The organism is Dactylosporangium siamense (assembly GCF_016862795.1).
In the GTDB taxonomy this organism is placed as follows: Bacteria; Actinomycetota; Actinomycetes; order Mycobacteriales; family Micromonosporaceae; genus Dactylosporangium; species Dactylosporangium siamense.
Genome location: NZ_BONQ01000057.1, coordinates 1 through 22203 on the forward strand (window position 1 = coordinate 1; position 22203 = coordinate 22203).

At 70.8% G+C, this 22203-nt stretch carries 11 protein-coding genes; 9 read left to right on the top strand and 2 right to left on the bottom strand.

Features of this window, described 5'->3' with window-relative positions:
- A partial coding sequence (locus Dsi01nite_RS19625; RefSeq protein ID WP_505661191.1) for an MFS transporter occupies positions 1 to 599 on the bottom strand: 599 nt, incomplete at its 3' end.
- Between the two features lie 384 nt (positions 600 to 983).
- Here Dsi01nite_RS19625 and Dsi01nite_RS19630 point away from each other — a divergent pair.
- The 3 genes from Dsi01nite_RS19630 to Dsi01nite_RS19640 all read left to right on the top strand — a co-directional run bounded on the left by Dsi01nite_RS19630 (position 984) and on the right by Dsi01nite_RS19640 (position 9115).
- Positions 984 to 3638 carry a glycosyl hydrolase family 95 catalytic domain-containing protein gene (locus tag Dsi01nite_RS19630; RefSeq protein WP_203847651.1) on the top strand — a complete coding sequence of 885 codons (2655 nt, stop codon included), beginning with the start codon at positions 984 to 986 and terminating at the stop codon, positions 3636 to 3638.
- Between the two features lie 537 nt (positions 3639 to 4175).
- Complete coding sequence (locus tag Dsi01nite_RS19635; protein WP_239136017.1) at positions 4176 to 7010, top strand: PQQ-dependent sugar dehydrogenase; 2835 nt, start codon at positions 4176 to 4178, stop codon at positions 7008 to 7010.
- A 77-nt stretch (positions 7011 to 7087) separates the two neighbouring features.
- Entirely contained in the window at positions 7088 to 9115 is a 2028-nt protein-coding gene (locus Dsi01nite_RS19640; RefSeq protein ID WP_203847653.1) for a ThuA domain-containing protein, read from the top strand.
- Positions 9116 to 9162: 47 nt separating this feature from the next.
- Here Dsi01nite_RS19640 and Dsi01nite_RS19645 read toward each other — a convergent pair whose 3' ends face one another.
- Positions 9163 to 9432, bottom strand: a complete 270-nt coding sequence (locus Dsi01nite_RS19645; RefSeq protein ID WP_203847654.1) for an SMI1/KNR4 family protein — start codon at positions 9430 to 9432, stop codon at positions 9163 to 9165.
- A 265-nt stretch (positions 9433 to 9697) separates the two neighbouring features.
- Between Dsi01nite_RS19645 and alsS the strand changes: the two genes are divergently transcribed.
- From alsS to Dsi01nite_RS19675, 6 genes are all read left to right on the top strand, one after another.
- Entirely contained in the window at positions 9698 to 11359 is a 1662-nt protein-coding gene (alsS, locus tag Dsi01nite_RS19650; RefSeq protein WP_239136009.1) for an acetolactate synthase AlsS, read from the top strand.
- 27 nt (positions 11360 to 11386) lie between these two features.
- Complete coding sequence (budA, locus tag Dsi01nite_RS19655) at positions 11387 to 12196, top strand: acetolactate decarboxylase (protein WP_203847655.1); 810 nt, start codon at positions 11387 to 11389, stop codon at positions 12194 to 12196.
- 294 nt (positions 12197 to 12490) lie between these two features.
- Positions 12491 to 14452, top strand: a complete 1962-nt coding sequence (locus Dsi01nite_RS19660; RefSeq protein ID WP_203847656.1) for a putative bifunctional diguanylate cyclase/phosphodiesterase — start codon at positions 12491 to 12493, stop codon at positions 14450 to 14452.
- A 206-nt stretch (positions 14453 to 14658) separates the two neighbouring features.
- The gene (locus tag Dsi01nite_RS19665) at positions 14659 to 16893 is read left to right on the top strand and encodes an esterase/lipase family protein (protein WP_203847657.1); all 2235 of its coding nucleotides are present in this window, start codon (positions 14659 to 14661) and stop codon (positions 16891 to 16893) included.
- Between the two features lie 391 nt (positions 16894 to 17284).
- Positions 17285 to 21739, top strand: coding sequence for a Hint domain-containing protein (locus tag Dsi01nite_RS19670; protein WP_203847658.1), 4455 nt, complete (start codon positions 17285 to 17287; stop codon positions 21737 to 21739).
- Positions 21736 to 22155, top strand: coding sequence for a hypothetical protein (locus tag Dsi01nite_RS19675; protein ID WP_203847659.1), 420 nt, complete (start codon positions 21736 to 21738; stop codon positions 22153 to 22155). The genes Dsi01nite_RS19670 and Dsi01nite_RS19675 overlap by 4 nt, the downstream gene beginning before the upstream one ends.
- Positions 22156 to 22203 lie beyond the last annotated feature (48 nt).

A 22203-nucleotide genomic window follows, 5' to 3' on the forward strand; every position in this document is an offset into this window, starting at 1 on the left:
ACGGAAGGCAGGGAAGGCAGGGAAGGCGCGGACGGCGTGGGTGGCGCGGTGGCGGGGAACGGGCGGGCGGCGACCGGCAGCACGATGGCGCTCACGGCGAGGGCGACGACGAGCGGTGACACCCCGGCGGCCACCGCGGCCCCGCCGGCGAGGCTGCCGGCGAGCAGGGCCCCGCTGAACGCGGCGTGGGACCGGTTCATCGTCCGGCGGCCAGGCACGCGCTCGGTGTGCGCGGCGAGCCCGACGGCGGCGACGTTGCAGGCGCCCGTGCCGACGCCGAACAGGACGACGGCGGCCAGCAGCACCCCCGCCGGGGCGGCCGGCCCGGCCGTCGCGGCCAGGACCGGCAGCGGGGCCAGGACGGTGAACCCGACGACCGCGGCGCGGCCGAGGCGCAGCCCGAACCGCCCCAGCAGCCGCCCGGTGGCGAACATCGCGGGCAGGGTGGCGAGGCCGCAGGCGAGCAGGACGGTGCCGAGCCGCCCGGGGCCGCCGGCCGCGTCGCACAGGACGGGCATCGCGGCGAGGTAGGGCGCCCAGAGCAGTCCGTACAGGGCGAACGTGGGCACCGGCCGGGCCCGGGCGGTTGTCGAGAACATTCGCATCCCATCGCCGAGACATTGACGCTGACGAAACCGTCACATCGGACCGTAACGATCTCGTCCGGTCTCGGTCATCTCGGTGAGTGCGTTGTCCGGCCGGGTTGGTCGAGTGTGCCGGAGTTGGCCGCCCGTATTGACAGCGGCCGGGCGGTCATCCTATGTTTCGCCGAGCATGTCCGTACCCCGTCGATCGGTGCGACCGCCAGACGCACCACAGGTTGGCCTTCGCCCGCCAGATTGCCGCCAAGGCTCGCGCTCGCCGATCGCAAGACATCCCATGTATACCCCGCCCTGATCGTCCGGGATGCGCGACATGCCGGGGTCTTCGGCGATCCCTGATTCCTGCGTCATCGGTCTCACGTAGTCCGACAAGGAGCCGCGATGTCCCCCACCGCCTGGCGCCGGGCGCTCATGCCCGTCGTCGCCGCCGCCACACTGGCCGGCACGCTGTTGTACACGGTCGTCCAGTCCAGGCCCGCCAACGCCTCGACGACCGACGCCGCGTTCAACTCGAGCTCCGGCACCCTGGATGTGAACTACGGTTCGTACCTGTCCAAGCACGACGTGGTCTACAACTCACCGAACACCAACCCGCTCTACGGCCTGACCGTCGGCAACGGCCGGACCGGCGCGATGGTCTGGAACGCCAACCAGCTCTCGATGCAGGTGTCCGGGGTGGACCTGTCGGAGCAGTCGGCGTACGCGGCCGGCAACGTCAACCTCACCACGACGCCGGCGATGAACACCGGCTACTCGACGTTCCAGCAGCGGCTGTCGCTGTACGACGGCACGCTGACGACGAAGTACGACACCAACCGCACCGTCACGATCATGGGCTCGCCCAACTCCGAGGTCATGGGCATCCACGTCGACGACACCCGGTCGGGCGTCTCGAACATCACCCTCGAGCTGAGCCTGTGGGACCTCAACGCGGTCACCAACTCCGCCGACGTGCCGAACCTGACCACCTGGAAGACCGCGTCGACCTTCGCCGACGCGGGCGGCATCGGCATCTCCCGCGGCCAGGCCGACCCCAACGGGTTCGGCTACACCCTCGCCGCGTCGGTGGAGGGCGCCGGCTACACGTCATCGACGGTCAACGGCACCCGGGTCCGGCTGACGATCACGCCGTCGTCGAGCTACACGATCTGGTTCACGGCGGCGTCGCGGATCAACGCGCCGAACCGGGACTCCGTCACCGCGGCGCGTAACCAGCTCTCCTCGGTGAAGAGCACCGGCTACGCCAACACGTTCACCAACTACAAGAACTGGTGGCACAGCTTCTGGGGCAGGTCGTTCGTCCAGTACGGCGGCAGCAACGACGCCGACTACCTGGAGAACGCCTACTACCTGTCGACCTACATGATCGCCGCCGGTGGTTTCGGCAACTACCCGGTGCACTTCATCAACGGCGTCTTCCGCGCGACGCAGGACAACACGAAGTGGTCCAACGGCTACTGGTACTGGAACCAGCGCGACGTCTACAACTCGTTCCTGGCATCGAACCATGCCGACATGATGTCGACGTTCAACCGCCTCTACAGTCGAAATCAGGCCGCACTGACGTCGTACACGCAGACCCGGTACGGGGTCGGTAACGCGTTGTGGGTGCCGGAGACGATGGGCTGGGACGGCAACGCCCGCGGCACCGTCGGCAGCGACTACGTCAACGACATCTACTCCACCGGCACCGAGGCCGCGTACAACATGTACCTGCAGTACCGGTACACCAACGACACCGCGTATCTGCAGAACACGGTCTACCCGTACATGCGTGACGTGCTGCGCTTCTACCAGAACCGGTTCCAGCTGCAGAACAACGAGTGGGTCATGCCCAACTCGAACGCGCACGAGACCTACTGGGACGTGCGCAACGCGATCACCGACCTCGCCGCGGTGCGCCTGCTGGCCCCGATCGCCATCCAGGTCGCCACCGACCTCAACGTCGACAGCGGGCTGCGCACCCAGTGGCAGGACCTGGTCAACCGGATGCACCCGTACCAGGTCTCCAACGGCGCCTGGCTGCCGCACGACCCGCCCGCGCCGGCCCAGCAGCGCAACGGCGAGAACGTGTCCGCCGAGCTGATCTGGCCGTACGACCGCACCGGCATCGGCGCGAGCGACTACCAGACCGCGCTCAACACGTGGAACAGCCGGCCGAACCCGTACAGCAACGTGTGGGCCAACGACCACGCCCAGGCGGCCCGGCTGGGCCTCGGTGACCAGACCTTCAACGGCATGAAGACCATGCTGCAGCGCTACCAGAACTACCCCAACGGCATGACCAACAACACCAACGGCGTCTTCGAGTACCTCGGCATCCACCTGGTGGCGATGAACGAGGCGCTGATGCAGAGCTACAACGACAAGATCCGGGTGTTCCCCGCCGCGCCGACGTTCGGCGGCTTCACCGGCAAGTTCACGCTGCTGGCCAAGGACGGCTTCCTGGTCTCCTCCGAGCGGGAGGGCGGCGAGATCAAGTACGTCGGCCTGCGCAGCCTGCACGGCAAGCAGGCCCGGGTGGTCAACCCGTGGGGCACCCAGCAGGTCCGGGTCCGGCGGACCTCCGACAACGCGATCATCACCACCTCGACCGCGTCGGAGATCAGCTTCGCCACCGCGGCGAACACCAACTACGTCGTGGAGCGCACCGCGAAGCTGCTGTCGGCGTACTCGGCGACCACGCTGACCGGCACCCAGAACAACGGCGTGAAGTCGCTGTCCGGCACCGCGTCCACCCTCGGCATCGGCGGTGGCAGCCAGCCCACCGGTGGCCCGACGTTCTACGGCGACATCAACTACGGCGGTTCGGCGGTCACGCTCGGCGTCGGCGACTACGACCTCGGGCAGTTGCAGGCGGCCGGGATCGCCAACGACAGCGTCTCCTCCATCCGGGTGCCGTCCGGCTGGACCGTCGCCGGGTTCCAGCACAGCGGCTTCGCCGGGACGCAGTGGACGTTCACCGCCGACAACCCGAACATGATCAACACCGGCAACAACGACGCGATCTCCTCGGTGCGCATCACCAAGGCCTGATCCGCCCGCACCTGGTCGTGGATCGCCGTTCCGGCGGCGATCCACGACCTCTGTCGACGTCTTCCGGCAGGCATCACCCGGTCTCCATGGGATCGGCAATACCACCGATGTATGACGGCGAAGATCGGCTTTAGGGCGCGTTCAGGCGTCGAACCGGCACCATTCATCCGATGAAAGTGTTGACAGTTCGGCAGCCTTCTTGCAACAGTCGTCAGCGACAGCGGCAATCCCGGGTGATCGGGCACGGGCCGCTGTCACCGTAGGTGCGTCGGCGCGCTCCTCCCGCATGTGAAGGAGTCCGCCGATGTCGAGGCGTCGCGTCCGTCCGCCACCGATGCCGCCCGTGCCGGTCCCGCCGCCGGCCATGTGAGCGCCGCCCCACGCCGCACCTCCGCCGCACACCCCCCGTCGCACCCCTCCGCCGCACGCCACCGGGCCTGTCGGTCCGGGAAGGAGCGCCGCATGCACGTCGTGGACCAGTACCCAAGACATCGAAATATTCCAAATCGGCGATGGATTTACGCCACCGCTGTGCTGATGGCCGCCTGGGCGGCGACCGTCGTGGTCACAGCGCCGCCCGCCGAGGCACACACCGCCATCAACGCGGCCGACTGGCAGCAGGTCGAGCTCGCCCGCGGGGTCGCCGAGGTCGGCGAACCCATGACCCTGGCCGTCCTGCCCGACCGCTCGGTGCTGCACACGGCGCGTAACGGCACGCTGCGCCGCACCGACGTCAACGGCACCACGTCGGTCGTCGCGAACATCCCGGTGTACACGCACGACGAGGAGGGGTTGCAGGGAGTCGCCGTCGACCCCAACTTCGCCAGCAACCGGTACATCTACCTGTACTACGCCCCGCCGTTGTCGACGCCGGGCGGCGACGCCCCGGCCACCGGCACCGCCGCGACCTGGAACACCTGGCGGGGCGTCAACCGGCTGTCCCGGTTCACGCTGAGCACCAGCTGGGCGCTGAGCGGCGAGGCGATGATCATCGAGGTGGCGACCGACCGGGGCATGTGCTGCCACGTCGGCGGCGACATCGACTTCGACGCGGCCGGCAACCTGTTCCTGACGACCGGCGACGACACGAACCCGTTCGACTCCGCCGGCTACGCGCCGATCGACGAGCGGACCGACCGCAACCCGGCCTACGACGCGCAGCGCTCCGCCGGCAACACCAACGACCTGCGGGGCAAGATCCTGCGGATCAAACCGAACGCGACCGGCGGCGGCTACACGGTGCCGTCCGGCAACCTGTTCGCGCCCGGCACGGCCAACACCCGGCCGGAGATCTACGCGATGGGCTTCCGCAACCCGTTCCGCATGAACGTCGACAAGGCCACCGGCGTCGTCTACGTCGGCGACTACGGGCCGGACGCCGGCACCACCAGCGCCACCCGCGGCCCGAGCGGCCAGGTCGAGTTCGACCGGGTGCCGTCGCCGGGCAACTACGGCTGGCCGTACTGCACCGGCACCAACACCACGAACGAGACCTACAACGAGTGGAACTTCGCCACCAACGCGACCGGAGCGAAGTACAACTGCACGGGTGGCCCGACGAACAACTCGTTCCGCAACACCGGCCTGGGCACGCTGCCGGCCGCGCGTCCGTCGTGGATCCGCTACGCCGGTGACGCCGGTTCGCCGCCGGAGTTCGGCAGCGGCTCCGAGTCGCCGATGGGCGGCCCGGTGTACCGCTACGACGCCGCGAACCCGTCGACGGTGAAGTTCCCCGCCGACTTCGACGGGCACTACTTCGCCGGTGAGTTCGGCCGCCGCTGGATCAAGACCGTGCACGTCAACGGCGACGGTTCGCCGGGCAGCATCATCGGCTTCCCGTGGACCGGCACCCAGGTCATGGACATGGCGTTCGGCCCGGACGGCGCGCTGTACGTGCTGGACTACGGCACCGGGTTCGGCAGCCCGGACTCGTTCTCGGCGCTGTACCGCATCGAGTACATCGGCCGGGGCACCAACCGCGCACCGATCGCCCGCGCGGCCGGCACCCCGACGTCCGGCGCCGCGCCGCTGACGGTCAACTTCTCCTCCGCCGGATCCAGCGACCCGGACGGCAACCCGATCACGTTCTCGTGGGCGTTCGGCGACGGCACCACGTCGACGGCGGCCAACCCGACGAAGACGTACAGCACCGCTGGCACCTACACGGCCACGCTGACCGTCCGGGACAACGCCAACCCACCGGCGTCGGCGACGGCGAGCGTGCAGATCAGCGTCGGCAACACGGCCCCGACGGTCAACATCATCACGCCGGTCAACGGACAGCTGTTCAGCTTCGGCGACACGGTGCCGTACCAGATCCAGGTCACCGACCCGGAGGACGGCACGATCAACTGCAGCCGGGTCCGCATGACCTACCTGCTCGGCCACGACAGCCACGCGCACCAGATCACGTCGCAGACCGGCTGCTCCGGCACGATCACGGTACCGGTCGACGGTGAGCACGACGCCGCCGCGAACGTCTTCGGGGTGTGGGACGCCGAGTACACCGACAACGGCGGCATCACCACGCACAAGCAGAGCATCACCCAGCCGCGGCACCGGCAGGCCGAGCACTTCGGGGCGATGTCCGGCGTCGGGCTGTTCGACAAGGCGACCGCCGAGGGTGGGCGGACCGTCGGCGACATCCAGAACGGCGAGTGGATCAGCTTCACGCCGTACGCGCTGAGCGGCGCCACCTCGTTCACGGCGCGGGTCTCCTCGGGCGGCCCGGGCGGCACCCTGTCGCTGCGCGCCGGCTCGGCGACGGGCACGCTGCTCGGCAGCGCCGCGGTGCCGAACACCGGCAGCTTCGAGACGTTCACGAACGTCACCGGCAACCTGTCCAACCTGCCGTCCGGCACCACCACGCTGTTCCTGGTGTTCACCGGCGGTTCCGGGGCGCTGTTCGACGTGGACTCGTTCACCATCAACAGCGGCGGCCCGCCGCCGTCGAACCTGGCGCTGAACAAGCCGGCGACCGCGGACAGTCAGTGCGCGTCGACGGAGGCGCCGGCGAAGGCCGTGAACGGCACGGTCAACGGTGGCAACGCCGACAAGTGGTGCTCGGTGGGCGCCACCAAGTGGCTGCAGGTCGACCTGGGCTCCAGCCAGTCGGTCAGCCGGGTGGTGGTCCGGCACGCGGGTGCCGGTGGGGAGAACGCGGCGTGGAACACCCGTGACTTCGACATCCAGGTGAGCACCAACGGCACCACCTGGACGACCGTCGCGTCGCCGCGGGGGAACACCGCCAACGTCACCACCCACACGTTCACCGCGACGAACGCCCGGTACGTCCGGATGAACGTGCTGGTGCCGACCAGCAACACCGACACCGCCGCCCGCATCTACGAGTTCGAGGCCTACGCCAGCTGAGGTCCCAGTGGGCGGGGCTCCGGCTCCGCCCACCGGCCCGCTCCGCCCATTTCGGGTCCGCCGAAGGGAAGCAGATCATGATTCTCCGCAGAGTGCTCGGCGTCGCCACGGTCACGGCGGCGCTGCTCGCCCTGGCACACGCCCCGCAGAGCCAGGCCGCCGACACCGCCTACGACGTGCTGGTGTTCTCCAAGACGGCGGGCTTCCGCCACGACGCGATCCCCGCCGGCATCCAGGCGATCCGCGACCTGGGCGCCGCCAACAACTTCACCGTCACCGCGACCGAGGACGCCAACGCGTTCACCACCGCCAACCTCGCCCAGTACGAGGCGGTCGTGTTCCTCAACACCACCGGCGACGTGCTCAACGCCGCCCAGGAGACCGCTTTCGAGTCCTACATCCGTGGTGGCGGCGGCTACGCCGGCGTGCACGCGGCGGCGGACACCGAGTACGGCTGGTCGTTCTACGGCACGCTGGTCGGTGCGTACTTCGCGTCGCACCCGGCGATCCAGCAGGTGAACGTCCGCGTCGAGAACCGCGCGCACGCGGCGACCGCGCACCTGCCGCAGGTCTGGACCCGCACCGACGAGCTGTACAACTACCAGACCAACCCGCGCTCGACCGCCCGCGTCCTGGCGAACCTGGACGAGAGCTCGTACTCGGGCGGAACCATGGGCGCGGACCACCCGATCACCTGGTGCAAGACCATCGACAGTGGACGGTCGTTCTACACCGGACTCGGGCACACCATCGCCTCCTACACCGAGGCGAACTTCCGCAACCAGCTCCTCGGCGGCATCCGGTACGCGGCCGGCAAGACGAAGGCCGACTGCCGCCCGGAGACCGGATACACCACGCTGTACAACGGCGCGACGACCGGCTGGTCCCAGGCCGGCCCGGGCAGCTTCACCAACAGCGACGCCACCCTGACCTCCGTCGGCGGCCTGGGCCTGCTGTGGTACTCGGCGAAGGAGTTCCGCGCGTACTCGCTGAAGCTCGACTGGCGGATGCCCGGCGACGACAACTCCGGCATCTTCGTCGGCTTCCCGGCCAGCACCGACCCGAACTCGGCGATCAACAACGGATACGAGATCCAGATCGACGCCACCGACACCGACGACCGGACCACCGGGTCGATCTACGGCTTCAAGTCCGCCGACCTCGCCGCGCGCAACGCCGCCCTGAACCCGCCCGGCGAGTGGAACACCTACGAGATCCTCGTCGAGGGGGAGCGGCTGCGCGTGTACCTCAACGGCCGGCTCATCAACGACTTCACCAACACCGTGCCGGCGCGTTCGCTGGTGCAGGGGTACATCGGCATCCAGAACCACGGCACGGGCGACGACGTGTCGTTCCGCAACGTCCGCATCAAGGAGCTGCCGGGCGGGGACACCACGCCGCCGACGGTGCCGGGCAACAACCGGGTGACCGCGACGACGTCCAGCAGCATCGCGCTGGCCTGGAACGCCTCGACCGACAACGTCGGGGTCAGCGGCTACGACGTGTTCCGGGAGAACGGCGCGACCGACGTCCTGGTCGGCTCGCCGACCGGCACCACCTTCACGGTCGGCGGCCTGGCCGCGGGCACCGGCTACACGTTCTACGTCGTGGCCAGGGACGCGGCCGGCAACCGCTCCGGCGCCTCGAACGCGGTGACCGCGACGACCACCGGCGCGCCGCCGTCGAACCTGGCGCTGAACAAGACCGCGACCGCGGACAGCCAGTGCGCGGCGTCGGAGGCGCCGGCGAAGGCCGTGAACGGGACGGTCAACGGCGGTAACGCCGACAAGTGGTGTTCGGTAGGTGCGTCGAAGTGGTGGCAGGTCGACCTGGGCTCCAGCCAGTCGGTCAGCCGGGTCGTGATCCGGCACGCCGGGGCGGGTGGGGAGAACGCGGCGTGGAACACGCGTGACTTCGACATCCAGGTGAGCACCAACGGCACCACGTGGACGACGGTCTCCTCGCCGCGGGGGAACACGGCCAACGTCAGCACGCACACGTTCGCCGCGACGAACGCCCGCTACCTGCGGCTGAACGTGATCACACCGACCAGCAACACCGACGCCGCCGCCCGCATCTACGAGTTCGAGGCCTACGCCAGCTGAACACCGGAGGGGGCCCGGCCGGGCCCCCTTCTCGGGTTGCCTGGCGCTCAGTCGCCTGCGTAACTCCATCGCAGCGCCGGGCCGGCCAGTGGGAGAAAATAGCGGGACGGGGAGATCTCGAACCGGTCGACGGCCGCGGTGGTGCCATCGTGCCAGAGGTAGAGCCGCTGCACGTCGGCGGGCAGCGGGCGGCCGAACACCGAGGCCGTGTGGTCGAGCCGGTCGAGCGTCGCGGCTGGAGCGAGCGTCGCGGCGTTCGCCGGGGCGTGCACCCGCAACCAGCGTTCGAGCTTTACCAGCGCGACGGTGATGGACATGCCGCCTCCATGGGGTCGCCGGTTCGGGCGCCACCAGGCTATGACACGTTCGATGACCTCGCCGAGGATGCCGTCGCACGCGGAGAACCACCGCGGCCGCCTTCGCCGAGGCGGCGCGGTCGCTCGCGATCATCCGTCTCGTCCTGCGAAGGGCGCGTGCACCGTCACCCCGAATGGTGTGAGCGTAGGCAGTGCAACAGTCCGCGCCGTGCTGGACGCGGTGAGTCTGGTCGGATGGGGGCCGATGATGGGTGCGACAGTCCGGGTGCCGGTTCGCAGTGCCGACCGGGTGGTGGAGGCGGTCCGGGCGGCGGGGACGCGCTACGTCTTCGGCGTCCCGGGAGCGAAGATCGACGCCGTCTTCGACGCGTTGACGGACTCGGGTCTCGAACTGGTGGTGTGCCGGCACGAGCAGAACGCGGCGTTCATGGCGGCCGCGATGGGCCGGCTGACCGGTGTGCCGGGCGTGGTGCTGGTGACGTCGGGACCCGGCACCGCCAACCTGACGACGGCGCTGGTGACCGCCAACACCGAGCAGGATCCGGTGGTCGCGTTGTGCGGGGCCGTGAGCCGTGCGGACCGGCTCAAACGCACGCACCAGTCGATGGACGCCGCCGCGTTGCTCGCCACGGTCACGAAGTTCACCGGCGAGGTGGATCACCCGGACGACGTGCTGGAGACCGTGGTCAACGCGTTCCGCGCGGCCGCCACGGCACCGTGCGGGTCGGCCGCCGTGGTCCTGCCGATGGACGTGCTCGCCGAGCTGACCTCCACCGGTCCCGTCAAGGCCGTGCCACCGGCCACCCTGGGCGCCGCGCCGCACCAGGAGGTCCAGCGTGCGCTGCAGATCATCCGGAGCGCGCAGCGGCCGGCGTTGCTGGTCGGGGCACGTGGCGCCGACCCGGACAGCTGCGCCGCGATCCGCAGGCTGGTCAGCGACACCGGGCTCCCGGTGATCGAGACCTTTCAGGGCGCGGGCGTGGTCTCACACGATCTGGAGGACCACTACGTCGGCAGGGTCGGACTGTTCCGCAACCAGCCGGGTGACGTGATCCTGGCCCGCGCGGACGCGGTGATCACGGTCGGATTCGACCAGGTGGAGTACGACCCGGCACGGTGGAACGCCGGCACGGACCGTCCGATCATCCACGTCGACACCGTGCCCGCGGGCATCGACACCGCCTACCAGCCGGCGGTCGAACTGCGCGGCGACGTGGCAGCCACACTCACCGACATGGCCAAATCGCTGTCCGGGATGCGGGTGGCCGATGCGTTCACCACCGAGATCGCCGACCAGCGGCGCGCGCTGCGCGCGATCGACGACGCCGCCCGGGCGGGAGCGCACACGGCCCGCGGGCTCAACCCCGCGGCACTCGTGCTGAGCCTGCGGGAACTCCTCGACGACAACGCGACCGTGGCCTGTGACGTCGGCTCCAACTCCATCTACATGGCCCGGCACTTCCGGGTCTACGAGCCCCGGCACCTGCTGTTCTCCAACGGCCAGCAGACGCTGGGCGTCGGCATGCCATGGGCCATGGCCGCGAGCCTGGTGCGGCCCGGCACCCAGGTCGTGTCGGTCTCGGGCGACGGAGGCTTCCTGTTCTCCGCACAGGAACTGGAGACAGCCACCCGGCTCGGCCTGACGTTCACCCACGTGATCATGCGGGACAACAGCTACGACATGGTCGGCTTCCAGGAGGAACTGAAGTACGGCCGCAGGTCCGGCGTCGTGCTCGGCGACTACGACATCGTCAGGTACGCCGGTGCGTTCGGTGCGCACGGCTACCGGGTCAGCACGGAACAGGAGTTCACCGCCGCGCTCCGCCAGGCACTGGACGAGGACGGCCCGTCGATCATCGACGTGCCGGTCGACTACAGCCACAACACCGACCTCGCCGCCGAACTGCACGCGGATCTCTTCGAGTAGCCGCGCTCGAGCGTCAGGAGAGCGACGTTGGCCGGGACACGGCACGCCGACGACGGGTTCCGCCGATGGGCCAGGACCGTGCTCGCGCACCGTTTCGGCGGCGTGGGCGCCCGGCACGACGCCGGTCGGGCCAGGGAGGTGTATCAGTCCTCAACCATGGGAGCGTTGCTGGACGGCATCTACGACGGCGAGGTGACGATCGGCGAACTGCTGACCCACGGCGACTTCGGCCTGGGCACGTTCAACGAACTCGACGGCGAGATGGTCATCCTCGACGGCGTCTGCCACCACCTGCGGGCGGACGGCAGCGTCCAGGTCGCCGCCACCACCGACCGGACCCCCTTCGCCGCGGTCGCCCACTTCACGCCCGACATCACGATCCCGGTCACCGCGCCCGCGACCCGGGCGGAGGCAACCGCGGTCATCGACACGAACCTCCGCAGCGAGAACCTCATCTACGGGATCCGGATCACCGGAACGTTCAGCTCGGTGCGGACCCGGACCGTCCGGAAGCAGACCGCACCCTACCCGCCGCTGACCGAGGCGACCGCCGGGCAGGCGGAGACCGACTTCCGCGACGTGACCGGGACCCTGGCCGGATTCCGGATGCCCGCCTACGAGCAGGGCGTCTCGGTCGCCGGCTACCACCTGCACTTCGTCGACGACGCCCGGTCCCACGGCGGGCATGCCCTGGCCTTCCGGCTGGTCGCCGGCACGATGCAGATCTGCACCTTCACCGACCTGCACCTGAGCCTGCCGGCGTCGGGTCCGTTCCTGGACGCCGACCTCACGTCCACCAACCTCTCGGAGCGCATCCACCAGACCGAAGGCGGCTGAGCCGAGGCCGCCGGAGGCCGTGGCTGACGGTCGACCGGGACGCGGCCTGCCGTCGCCCAGCCGCTGGTGGGCGCTGCCAGAGGCCGGGCCGCCACGCCTCAGCGTCCCTGGGCCGGACCCGGTCGGTGCGTCCGGCGAAGGGGCGGCCAGGTCGGCGATGAGCCAGGGCCGGCTGAGGCAGCCGCTGCGGCGTGCAGGCTTGCGCGCCGTGACCGTCCTGAACCCGAATGGCAACCTCGCGGTCATCATGATGGGCTGGCGTCAGCCGACGATGTTCGCAAGCGGGTCTTCTGCATGGCGCTAAGACGGCGATCGGAGGTGTTCGTGGCCGGGTCGCGCAGGCAGCGGTATGCGGTGGCCGGGCTGGCCACGGTGCTGCTCGCCCTGACCGCGGTGAGCACGTTCGGCTCCGTCGCCACTCGGCACGCCGCCAGGGAGGCCCGGACCGCGTCCCTGCTCGCCGACGCCTACGACCAGGCCCATGACGCGCTCGCATTGGAGAAGATCGCCGAGCAGCAGTACCGGATCGAACCGACGAAGGCGCACCGCGCGGAGCACGCCGACGCGGCCGCCCGCCTCGACGCCGCCGTCGTCAAGATCCGCGCCCGCGGCGACGGCGACGACCGGGCGCTCGCCGCCCAGGTCGCGACGTTGCAGACGCAGTACCGCGGTGGCATGAACGACCTGTTCAACGCGGTCGACCTGCACGACTTCGTGCTGGTGCAGCGGATCGATCTGACGGTCATCGACCCGGCGTCCGCGGCGATCGACGACCTCGTGCAGACCGCCGCCGCCGAGCACACCGCCAACGCGGCCCGTGCCGCCGACCGCCTCGACGACGTCGAGCAGGTGGTCTTCGTCGCCACCATCTGCACGTTTGCCGTCGGGCTGGCCGGGCTGGCCTGGTTCTCACTCCTTGCGGCCGGCTACCAGCGCCGACTGCTGCGCCAGGCGGCGGCCAGTGAGCACCAGGCCCTGCACGATCCGCTGACCGGCCTGCCGAACCGCAGCCTGTTCATCACCCGCACCGCCGAGGCGATCGACACCCAGGTCACCGCGTCGGTGCTGATGCTGGACCTGGACCGGTTCAAGGAGGTCAACGACACCCTCGGCCACCACTACGGCGACGAGCTGCTGCGCCAGGTCGCCGCGCGGGCCGCCGCCGCCGTCCGCGCCGGCGACACGGTGGCCCGCCTGGCCGGCGACGAGTTCGCCGTGCTGTTGCCCGGCACCGACGCCGGCGCGGCAACCGACCTCGCCCAGCGCCTGCAGCAGGAGCTGCACCGCAGCTTCGACCTCGGTGACGTGATCGTCGACGTCGAGGCGAGCGTCGGCGTCGCGCACGCCCCGACGGACGCGGGCACGGCGGAGGCCCTGCTGCGCTGCGCGGACGTCGCCATGTACGCGGCCAAAGACACCAAGAACGGCGTCGTGGCCTACCTGCCGACGTTGCAGACCGAGGCCAGCAGCCGGCTGGTCCTGCTCGGGGACCTGCGCCGCGCCCTGGACGCCACCGATCAACTGAGCCTGCACTACCAGCCGAAGGTCCGCCTCGGCAGCGGCGAGCTGTGCGGCGTCGAAGCCCTCATGCGCTGGCGGCACCCGGCCCGTGGCCCGATCGCCCCCGGCGAGTTCATCCCCGTCGCTGAGAACACCGGCCTCATCAACCGCCTCACCCGGTACGTCCTGCACCAGGCGCTGTCCCAGGTCCGTGCCTGGCTCGACGCCGGTCTGGAGATTCCGGTCGCGGTCAACCTGTCGCCCCGCTGCCTGCTGGACGCCAGCCTGGTCGATCAGGTCGCCGTGATGCTCGCCGAGCACGAGGTGCCCGCCACGCTGCTGCGCCTGGAGGTCACCGAGTCCGCGGTCATGGCCAACCCGGCCCTGGCCACCTCCACCCTGCACGAGCTGCACGCCCTCGGCATCCAGCTGTCGATCGACGACTACGGCACCGGGTACTCCTCGATGGTGTACCTGAAACAGCTGCCCGTCGACGAACTCAAGGTCGACCGCGCGTTCGTCATGCACATGGACACCGACCGCGACGACGCCATGCTGGTCCGTGGCGCGATCGAGCTCGGCCACAACCTCGGCATGACGGTCGTCGCCGAGGGCGTGGAGGGCGCCGCCCACGTCGCGGCGCTGCGCGACCTCGGGTGCGACATCGCCCAGGGGTACCACTACGCCCGGCCCATGCCGGGCGCGGACCTCACGGAGTGGATCCGCAGCCAGGACCTGACCTCCGCCGTCGCCTGACCTTTGCAAGGGCTGGAGGGCGCGTGGGCACTGCGCTCTCGACGCCCTGAATCCTCCGCGAATCCTCCGCGCATTTTCCAGGGCGCCGCCCCGGTGTTCACCGGGGCGGCGTTCGGCGTTCGCCGGTCGTCGTCCGGCGGCATTGATTGCTGCCGTTGGATTCCCGCTGCAAGGTCCACAAAGGATTGTCGAACACGGGGGAATTCGTGCGAAGACTCGCAACAGTTGTCGCAGCCGTGCTGGCCGCAGGCCTGCTCACCGTTGTTGCCGGGCCGGCTCCGGTGGCGAACGCCGAGGTGGCCGCGCCGGCGCCGGTCGTCGGGGCCGGCGGGCCCGGCACCCAGAACATCGGCGCGTACCTGCAGGATGCCATCCGTGTCGGCGGGGCGCCGGTGACCGGTTCGATCGCGGCGAGCGGCGCGGACCGGGCCACCTTCAGCGTGCAGAGCGCCGGATGTGATGTGGCACGCCCGCGGACGGAGCAGGCGGCGGTCGACGCGGTGCGCGCCCAGAGCACGAGCACGACGCCGTGCTTCCAGTTCGCCCGGCTGTCGTCGGAGCCGCAGTACCTGCCGGAGCCGCGTTCGGACATGTCGTACCTGCCGTACGCCCGCGACGGCGTCACGTACGTGACGGGCAGCTACAACAAGGTGACCTCGACGATGGCGGAGATGCGGGCCGTCTACACCTGCCAGCGCGCGCCGCTGGTGCCGGCGCTGCCCGGCTACGGCTCGCAGCTGCGTACCCAGTGGCTGGCCGCGCTGGGGCTCAGCGACTCGCCGACGCTGAGGGCGACGTACCCCTGCATCACCGACACCGTCAACGGCGTGGCGATGCTCGACGACGACACGACCGGGATGACCACCGACTGGGTGCTGCCGTACGCGGTCTCGCAGTTCCTCACCCAGTCGACCGCTGACGCGAGGGGACCGGCCGGGCGAGGGCTTGGGATCGCGCGGCTGGGCCGCCTCACCGACGCCCCCGGCGGCAACGGTGCCGGGCCGCTCACCGTGAACGCGGTCGACTATCCCGACGGCGTGAGCTGGGCCACCACCGGCACGGAGCTGCCGGCCGCGTTGACGGTGGACCAGCTCCAGGCCATCTACCGGTGCCAGCTGCGCTCGTTCGGCAGTGCGTCCGTGGTGCCGGCGCTGCCGCCGGTGAGCCCGCCGACGCTGCGCGCCGCCTGGCTGACGGCGATCGGGCTCACCGAGGCGGACGTCAGGGGCGGCTGCGTGCAGACGCTGCCCAGCGGCAACACCACGAAGATCACCGCCGTGAAGCCGGACATGGTCGTGCCGTTCGGGATCCAGGCGTACATCAACACCTCCGGCGACTTCTTCATGCACGGCCCGGGAGAGCTGCGCCGGATCATCCGCCCGCGGACGTTGACCGACTCGCTGCTGCATGAGGGCAACCCGATGTCCCTCAACACCGGCTACGGCACGCCCCTCGTCCACCGCCTGCACACCGCGGTCCCGACGAACACCACGTACGACCACACGCTCGTCGACCGGCTGTTCCGCGGCCCCGGGTCGATGGTCTGCGCCGAGGCCTCGCGGCTGTCGGCCTTCGGCCTGACGCGCCTGCCCCGGCTGGACTGCGGCGGCCCCGCGGCCGTGAACCAGCTCGGTCCGGCGCCCGCGCGCGGCGACGGCCGGGCAAACGCGGTGTACTTCGTGCACGGCTTCAACTGGAAGGCGGGCACCTCCTGCTCCAGCACGTGGGACCCGGCGATGGCCGCGTTGCGGGCGCGGGGCTGGACGGGCGAGATGCACACGGTCGGCTACTACGCCGATGACACGGGCTGCACCGACCAGTTCGCCTCCGGGCACACCTGGACGTCGATCGCCGACCTCGCCCAGCAGGTTGCCTGGGGCATCTACAACAACCAGTCGCGCTACGGCCGCAAGGTCGACGTCGTCACGCACTCCATGGGCGGCCTCATCCTGCGGTACGCGGTGACGGCGGTTGAGCAGCGCCGTTCCGGCTTTCCGCCGCTGCTGTACATCGAGGACGCGGTGACGATCGCCCCGCCCAACGCCGGGACGTGGTGGACAACCTTCTGTGACTGGTACAACACCCAGTGCGTCGAGATGCTGCCCACCTCCAACTTCCTGCCCACCCTGGGCACCGACCCGCAGTCGGCGATGAACACGGACTGGACGGAGATCTTCTCCTGCGCCGACATCGTCTCCGACTGCAACTCCTCGGCCGTGATGAACGTGGCGCACCACGTCCGCTACGGCTCCCAGTTCAACCTCGACCACAGCGGCATCCTGGCCGCCACATCGGCCACCTGGAACTACAGCGTCCACCACAGCGAGCGCCACGGTCAGCCGCTGTTCGCCGGTGACTCGGGCAGCGGCTGGCTCGAGGGCAACGCCCCCGGGCCGATCTCCTGGACCTACCAGGCACTCAACTATCAGTACCTCTGGTAACCCTGGACGGCGCCGCGCCGTGACGTGCGCGGCGCCGTCTCCCGGCTCGCCACCCCCGCCGACGTCGCCATGTATGCCGCGGCCAGCCGCGGCCAGCCGCGGCCTGACCCCGGTCGATGGTGGCCACCGGGTATTGACTGGCGGGTAACAACCTGATTGAGTCCCCGTCATCAATATCGACACCCGCGAAATCGGCGCGGGTTCACACGGGGAGAGTCATTGATGAGGTTCCACGCGTAGCGGCGCGTTCAAGCCCGCCTGATCGCCTTTCGTAGCACCGCGCGCCCTGCGTGCGGTGCTCGCATCCGCGTGCGCTTTCCGCGTGCGATGCCGTTCTCCGACCGCTGTGACAGCGGTGCCTTTGTGCTGCCCTCAATTGACTGGAATAACTGTGAAACTGCTGCTGAGATTGTTGTCGGCCGGCGCCTGGACGCGCCGGGCGCTGATCGCGGTCGTGCTGGTGGCGCTGGTCGCGTCGACGACCGTGCGCGCGGTGCCGGCGCCGGACGTGCCGCCGATGACCGCCACGTCGGGGACGGGCGCGCCGCCCGGGATGCCGGACGTGGACTGGCCGTTGTGGCCGGAGTGGAGCGTCTGGGACGGCTTCTCCAACTACGGCTACACGAACCGGCACACCAGCTTCAACGACTGGACGCCGAGCTCGCAGGACGGCGCGCAGGCCCGGGAGGACCGCTGCCGGGTCGGCAACGTGCTGCACCAGGGCGGCCCGAACGTGCGGGCGTTGGCGGCGCAGTCCCTGGCCGGCACGGACGCGCAGCGGCGGGCGGCGCTGGCCGGCGGCAGTGCGTTCGAGTCGCCGCTGGGGGTGGCGGCGCAGCAGGACTGGGATGCGTCGCCGCCGCCGTCGGGGTTCGAGACGCAGCAGCAGGACCGGTGGCTGTCGGAGATCAACCCGATCAGCTACCAGGTTGACGTGCCCGGCTTCGACGACACGTTCCGGGCCTTCATCCGCGCCAGCGACCAGCGCACGTACGACGCGCTGAACGCCGACGTGGTGCCGCGCGCGGGGCAGGCGGCGAAGGACCGGGTGACCGGGCTGGTCGCGGAGCAGGCGCAGTCGGATCCGTACCTCGTGGCGTTCCGGGCGTTCGAGGAGGAGTTGTCGGCGCTGTTCGGCGGCGGCGACATCGTGCCCCTGACGGACATCGCCAACGGCATGTCGGCCGACGACGCGCGCCTCTACCTCCAGTACGGCGGGTTCGCCAAGTCGGCGCCGACGCCGGGTTCGCAGGAGTTCCGCCTCGAGGTCGAGGCGATGAAGATCCGCTGGGCGAACTGCGACTTCAACAACCCCGCCGACCCGTACCGGGTGCTGACCGGCATCGTGTCGGCGGCGCAGGCGGAGTGGCAGGCCGAGCTGGCCGGGCAGAAGCCGCAGCGGGACGCGATCGTGGCGGCCGAGGCGCAGGCGTGGAAGGACCTGTGGACCGCGTCGTACGCGATGGTCGAGGCGGTCGGGCAGGCATGGGTCGCGGAGAAGCTGCTGGCCTACCAGAAGGACATGGGCCCGGGCTGGACGCCGACGGCGAAGTTCAACACCACGCTGCAGCTGACCCGCACCACGATCGCGCAGCAGCTCACGATCGCGCAGCAGGCGGCCACGTCGGCGCACACCCAGGTCACCGCGGTCGACGCGGCGCAGGCGCAGGCCGCCCAGGTCGCCGCCGCGGGAAACCTGCCGCGGGGCCGGGGCCTGGCGTACGCGCTGCAGTCGGCACAGGTGACGAAGGCGTCCTCGGCCGCGGTCGACGCGACCGTCGCGGCGATCAACACCGCGGTGCAGACGTCGAACGCGACCGCCGCGACCAGCGAGGCGATGTTCCAGCGGGCGTGCGCGGAGATGAACGCCGTGCAGGCCTACTACCAGCGGGCCGCCGCGCAGGAGGCGGCCGCGCAGGCGCACGCCGCCGCCCTCGCCGCGCAGGCGCAGGCCGACCAGGCGGCGCAGCACGCGACGACGGCGAAGGCCGCCCGGGCCACCGCCGAGCAGCAGGAACTGGTCGCGAAGAACGCCGCCGCCGACGCGCACGCCAAGCGGCTCGTCGCCGAGGCCGAGCGGCAGAACGCCGCGCACTTCCGCGCCGTCGCCGACAGCGAGCGGGCCAAGGCCGCCGCGGCCGAGGCCACCGCGCAGCAGCAGCGGGCGATCGCCGAGTCCAAGCGCGACGACGCCGACGACTCCGCCGGCACCGCGGCCCAGAAACGCACCGAAGCCGAGGCCGCCGAGAGCAGGGCGGTGACGGCCCGGACGGACGCGGTCAACGCCGAACAGCGCCGGGACGCGCTCACCGCCAGGGCGGAGGCCGCCGAGGCCCGGGCCGCGGCGGCGGAAGGCAGCGAGGATGCGGTCGAGGCGCGGAACGCGGCGACTGCCGCCCGCGCCGCCGCAGACGAGGCCACCACGGCCGCGCAGAACGCCCGCGACGCGGCCACCGCGGCGACCTCCGCGGCCACCGCGGCGCGTGCGGCCGCGACCGAGGCCGACGCCGCGGCGTCCCGGGCCGAGGCGGCCGCCCGCGCGGCCCAGGCCGCCCTCGACGAGGCCACCGCGGCGGCGGCCAAGGCCCACTCGGCGGCCGCCGACGCGATCGCGGCGGCGAACCTGGCCGCGGCCAACGTGGAGGAGGCCGAGCGGCAGGCCACCCTGGCCCTCGCCCTGGCCGCGCAGGCCAGCGCGAACACCGTCGCCGCCCGCGCGGCCGCGGACGCGGCACGGGTCGACAGCAGCAAGGCGGTCGGCGCGGCGTATGCCTCGCTGCAGTCCGCCTTCGCCGCCCGCGACGCCGCGCTACTCGTCGCCGCGCCCGCTGACGACGCGATCACCCTGGGCGCGCCGTACCAGCAGATCGACTCCTCCGCAGGCATGGCGGTCCTCGTCGGGCAGGCCGCGAAGACGCTCGCCGAACAGCAGGCGGCCGTCGCGCAGGTCCGCGCCGACGAGGCGGCCGAAGCGGCCGAGGCGGCCCAGGCCGCCGCGGACCGGGCCGAGGCGGACGTCAAGCTCTCCGCGGAGGCCGCCGCGGCCGCCGCCGTCGACGCTGTCGCGGCCGCCCAGTCGCTGCAACAGGCCCGGATCTCCGCCGCCGCCGCGGCCACCGACGCCGCGGCCGCGGCGCAGGCGGACGCCAACGCCGCGCAGTACAAGGCGCAGGCGGTGCAGGACTCGGCCGCGGCCGACCTCGCGGCCAACGCCGCCCGCGCCGACGCGGACGCCGCCCTGGCCGCCGCCTCGGCCGCCGAACGCGACGCCGCCGCGGCCCGCCTGGCGGCCGACGCGGCCGAGTACGCCGCCGGTCAGGCCCGGGCCGCCGCCCAGCAGGCCGAGACCGACGCGACCGCCGCGGAACAGGCCGCCGCCAACGCGGCCGCCGCCGCGGCACAGGCCGAGAGCGCGGCCATGCTGGCCGAGATCGAGGCCGACAACAACGCGATGGCGGTCGCGGTCAGCGAAAACGGTCCGGCCGGCGAGGCGGGGCTGATGGTCGTGCCCAACATCACCGACAACGTCACCACCGACGGCGACTGCCAGATCCCCTACGACAACATCCACGTCTGCGACCTCAAGGTCGACCACCACATCACCGGCACGCTGATCTATCTGGTACGGACCTGTCACAACCCCGGCGACACGATCTGCCCCGAGGCGTACACGATCGACTTCCTCCACGCCGAGCAGATCAACCAGCACTATCCAGTGACGGAGCGCATTCAGCTGCAGCCAATCGAGGAGGCCCTGCTCAAGTCGCTCGCATACGGCATGATCAGCGACTTCGTCGGCTGCGCGCGAGGCAAGCTCAGTGACTGTGCCTGGGTCGCGGGCACGCTGCTCGCGCCCGCTGGCCTGAGCCTGGTCGCGCGGGGTGTCATCGCAGTTCGGATCGCGTTGCGCACCGGCGTTGGCGTCGGGGAGGCGCTGCTGGCGCTGCGCGGCACCGAGATCAGCCTGACCGCGCTGAGCCGGATCGAGCGGGAGGTCCAGGACATGCTGCGGGCCGGCTGTCCAGGCGGGGGGCATAGCTTCGACGGCCGGACGCCGGTGGTGATGGGCGACGGCAGTTGGCGGCCCATCAGCCGCGTCAAGATCGGCGATGCGGTCCGCAGCACCGATCCGGCGACCGGCCGCACCGTGGTTCGCAAGGTTACGCAGGTGTTCCGCAACTACGACACTGATCTGGTCGATGTCACCGTCCGGGGTCTGAGTGGCCCCGCCGTGCTGCACACCACCGCGGAGCACCGGTTCTGGGACGCAACCCGGCACGCGTGGGTCGGTGCGGGGTCGCTTCGCGTGGGCGACGCGCTGCACGCGCTGTATGGCACGCCGACATGGGTGATGGACGTCCGCCCGGTCCGCGGCGGTCAGGACATGTTCGACCTGACCGTCGCCGAGGCGCACAACTACTACGTGTCCGCCGGTGGAACTCCGGTGCTGGTGCACAACAGCAGCTGCCTCGATTACTACGGATTCTACGAGGGTGGGGTGGCGATCGCGGCGGACGTCGACGCGAATGGCGTGCTCAACACCGCGATCACCGCGGTCGAGGGCCGGCTGCCGACCGGCGGTCAGATGTTCGTGGACGCAGTGGAGGCGCTACGCCCTCACATCAGAGCCATCCGCGGTAACTGGCATTCGGAGAGTGGAACAATGTCTGACAACCTGGACAGCTTCAACGCCGGCATTCAGATCGGTCTCACCGCGGAGGAGGCAGCGTTGAACACCTTTACCGGCAAGATGGCCGCCCGGTACGGGTTCAAGAACGTCGTCATCGAATCGACCAAGGGTCCGCTCGGAGAGTGCACCGACGTGGTTGTGCGGTTCGTGCCGTGAGCGCGCTGGTGCTCTCCGCCGACCAGCGCTGGCCAGCCGACCCGGCGTTGGCCGAACGAGTGGTCGAACTCCTCGGCTCGTGGGTGTCTGACCCGCTGACGCGTGGTTGGCTGGCGGCTGGCGGCGATGCGGGAGACCTGCGTGGACTGCCCGCGACCGGACGCCGGGAGACGTTGACGGCGCTCCGGGACCGGGTGGGCCCTGCCCTGGCCCTGCCGCCGGATGCCGCGGCGGCGCTGCGCAGGGCGGCGGCCGCGGTGCTGGCCCAGGACGACGAGATCGACGACTGGATCCGCGCGGGTCACCCCGTACGGGCGATCAAGGCGATTCGGGAGCAGCTTGCCTGCGGCATTCAACGCGCCACCGATGAATATCATCATCGCGCCGCGCCGCTGCTCCGACCGGACGAGGACTGACCGGTCGCAGCGGGCTTCTGACGGTGACCCCGTGACCATGCGGGGTCA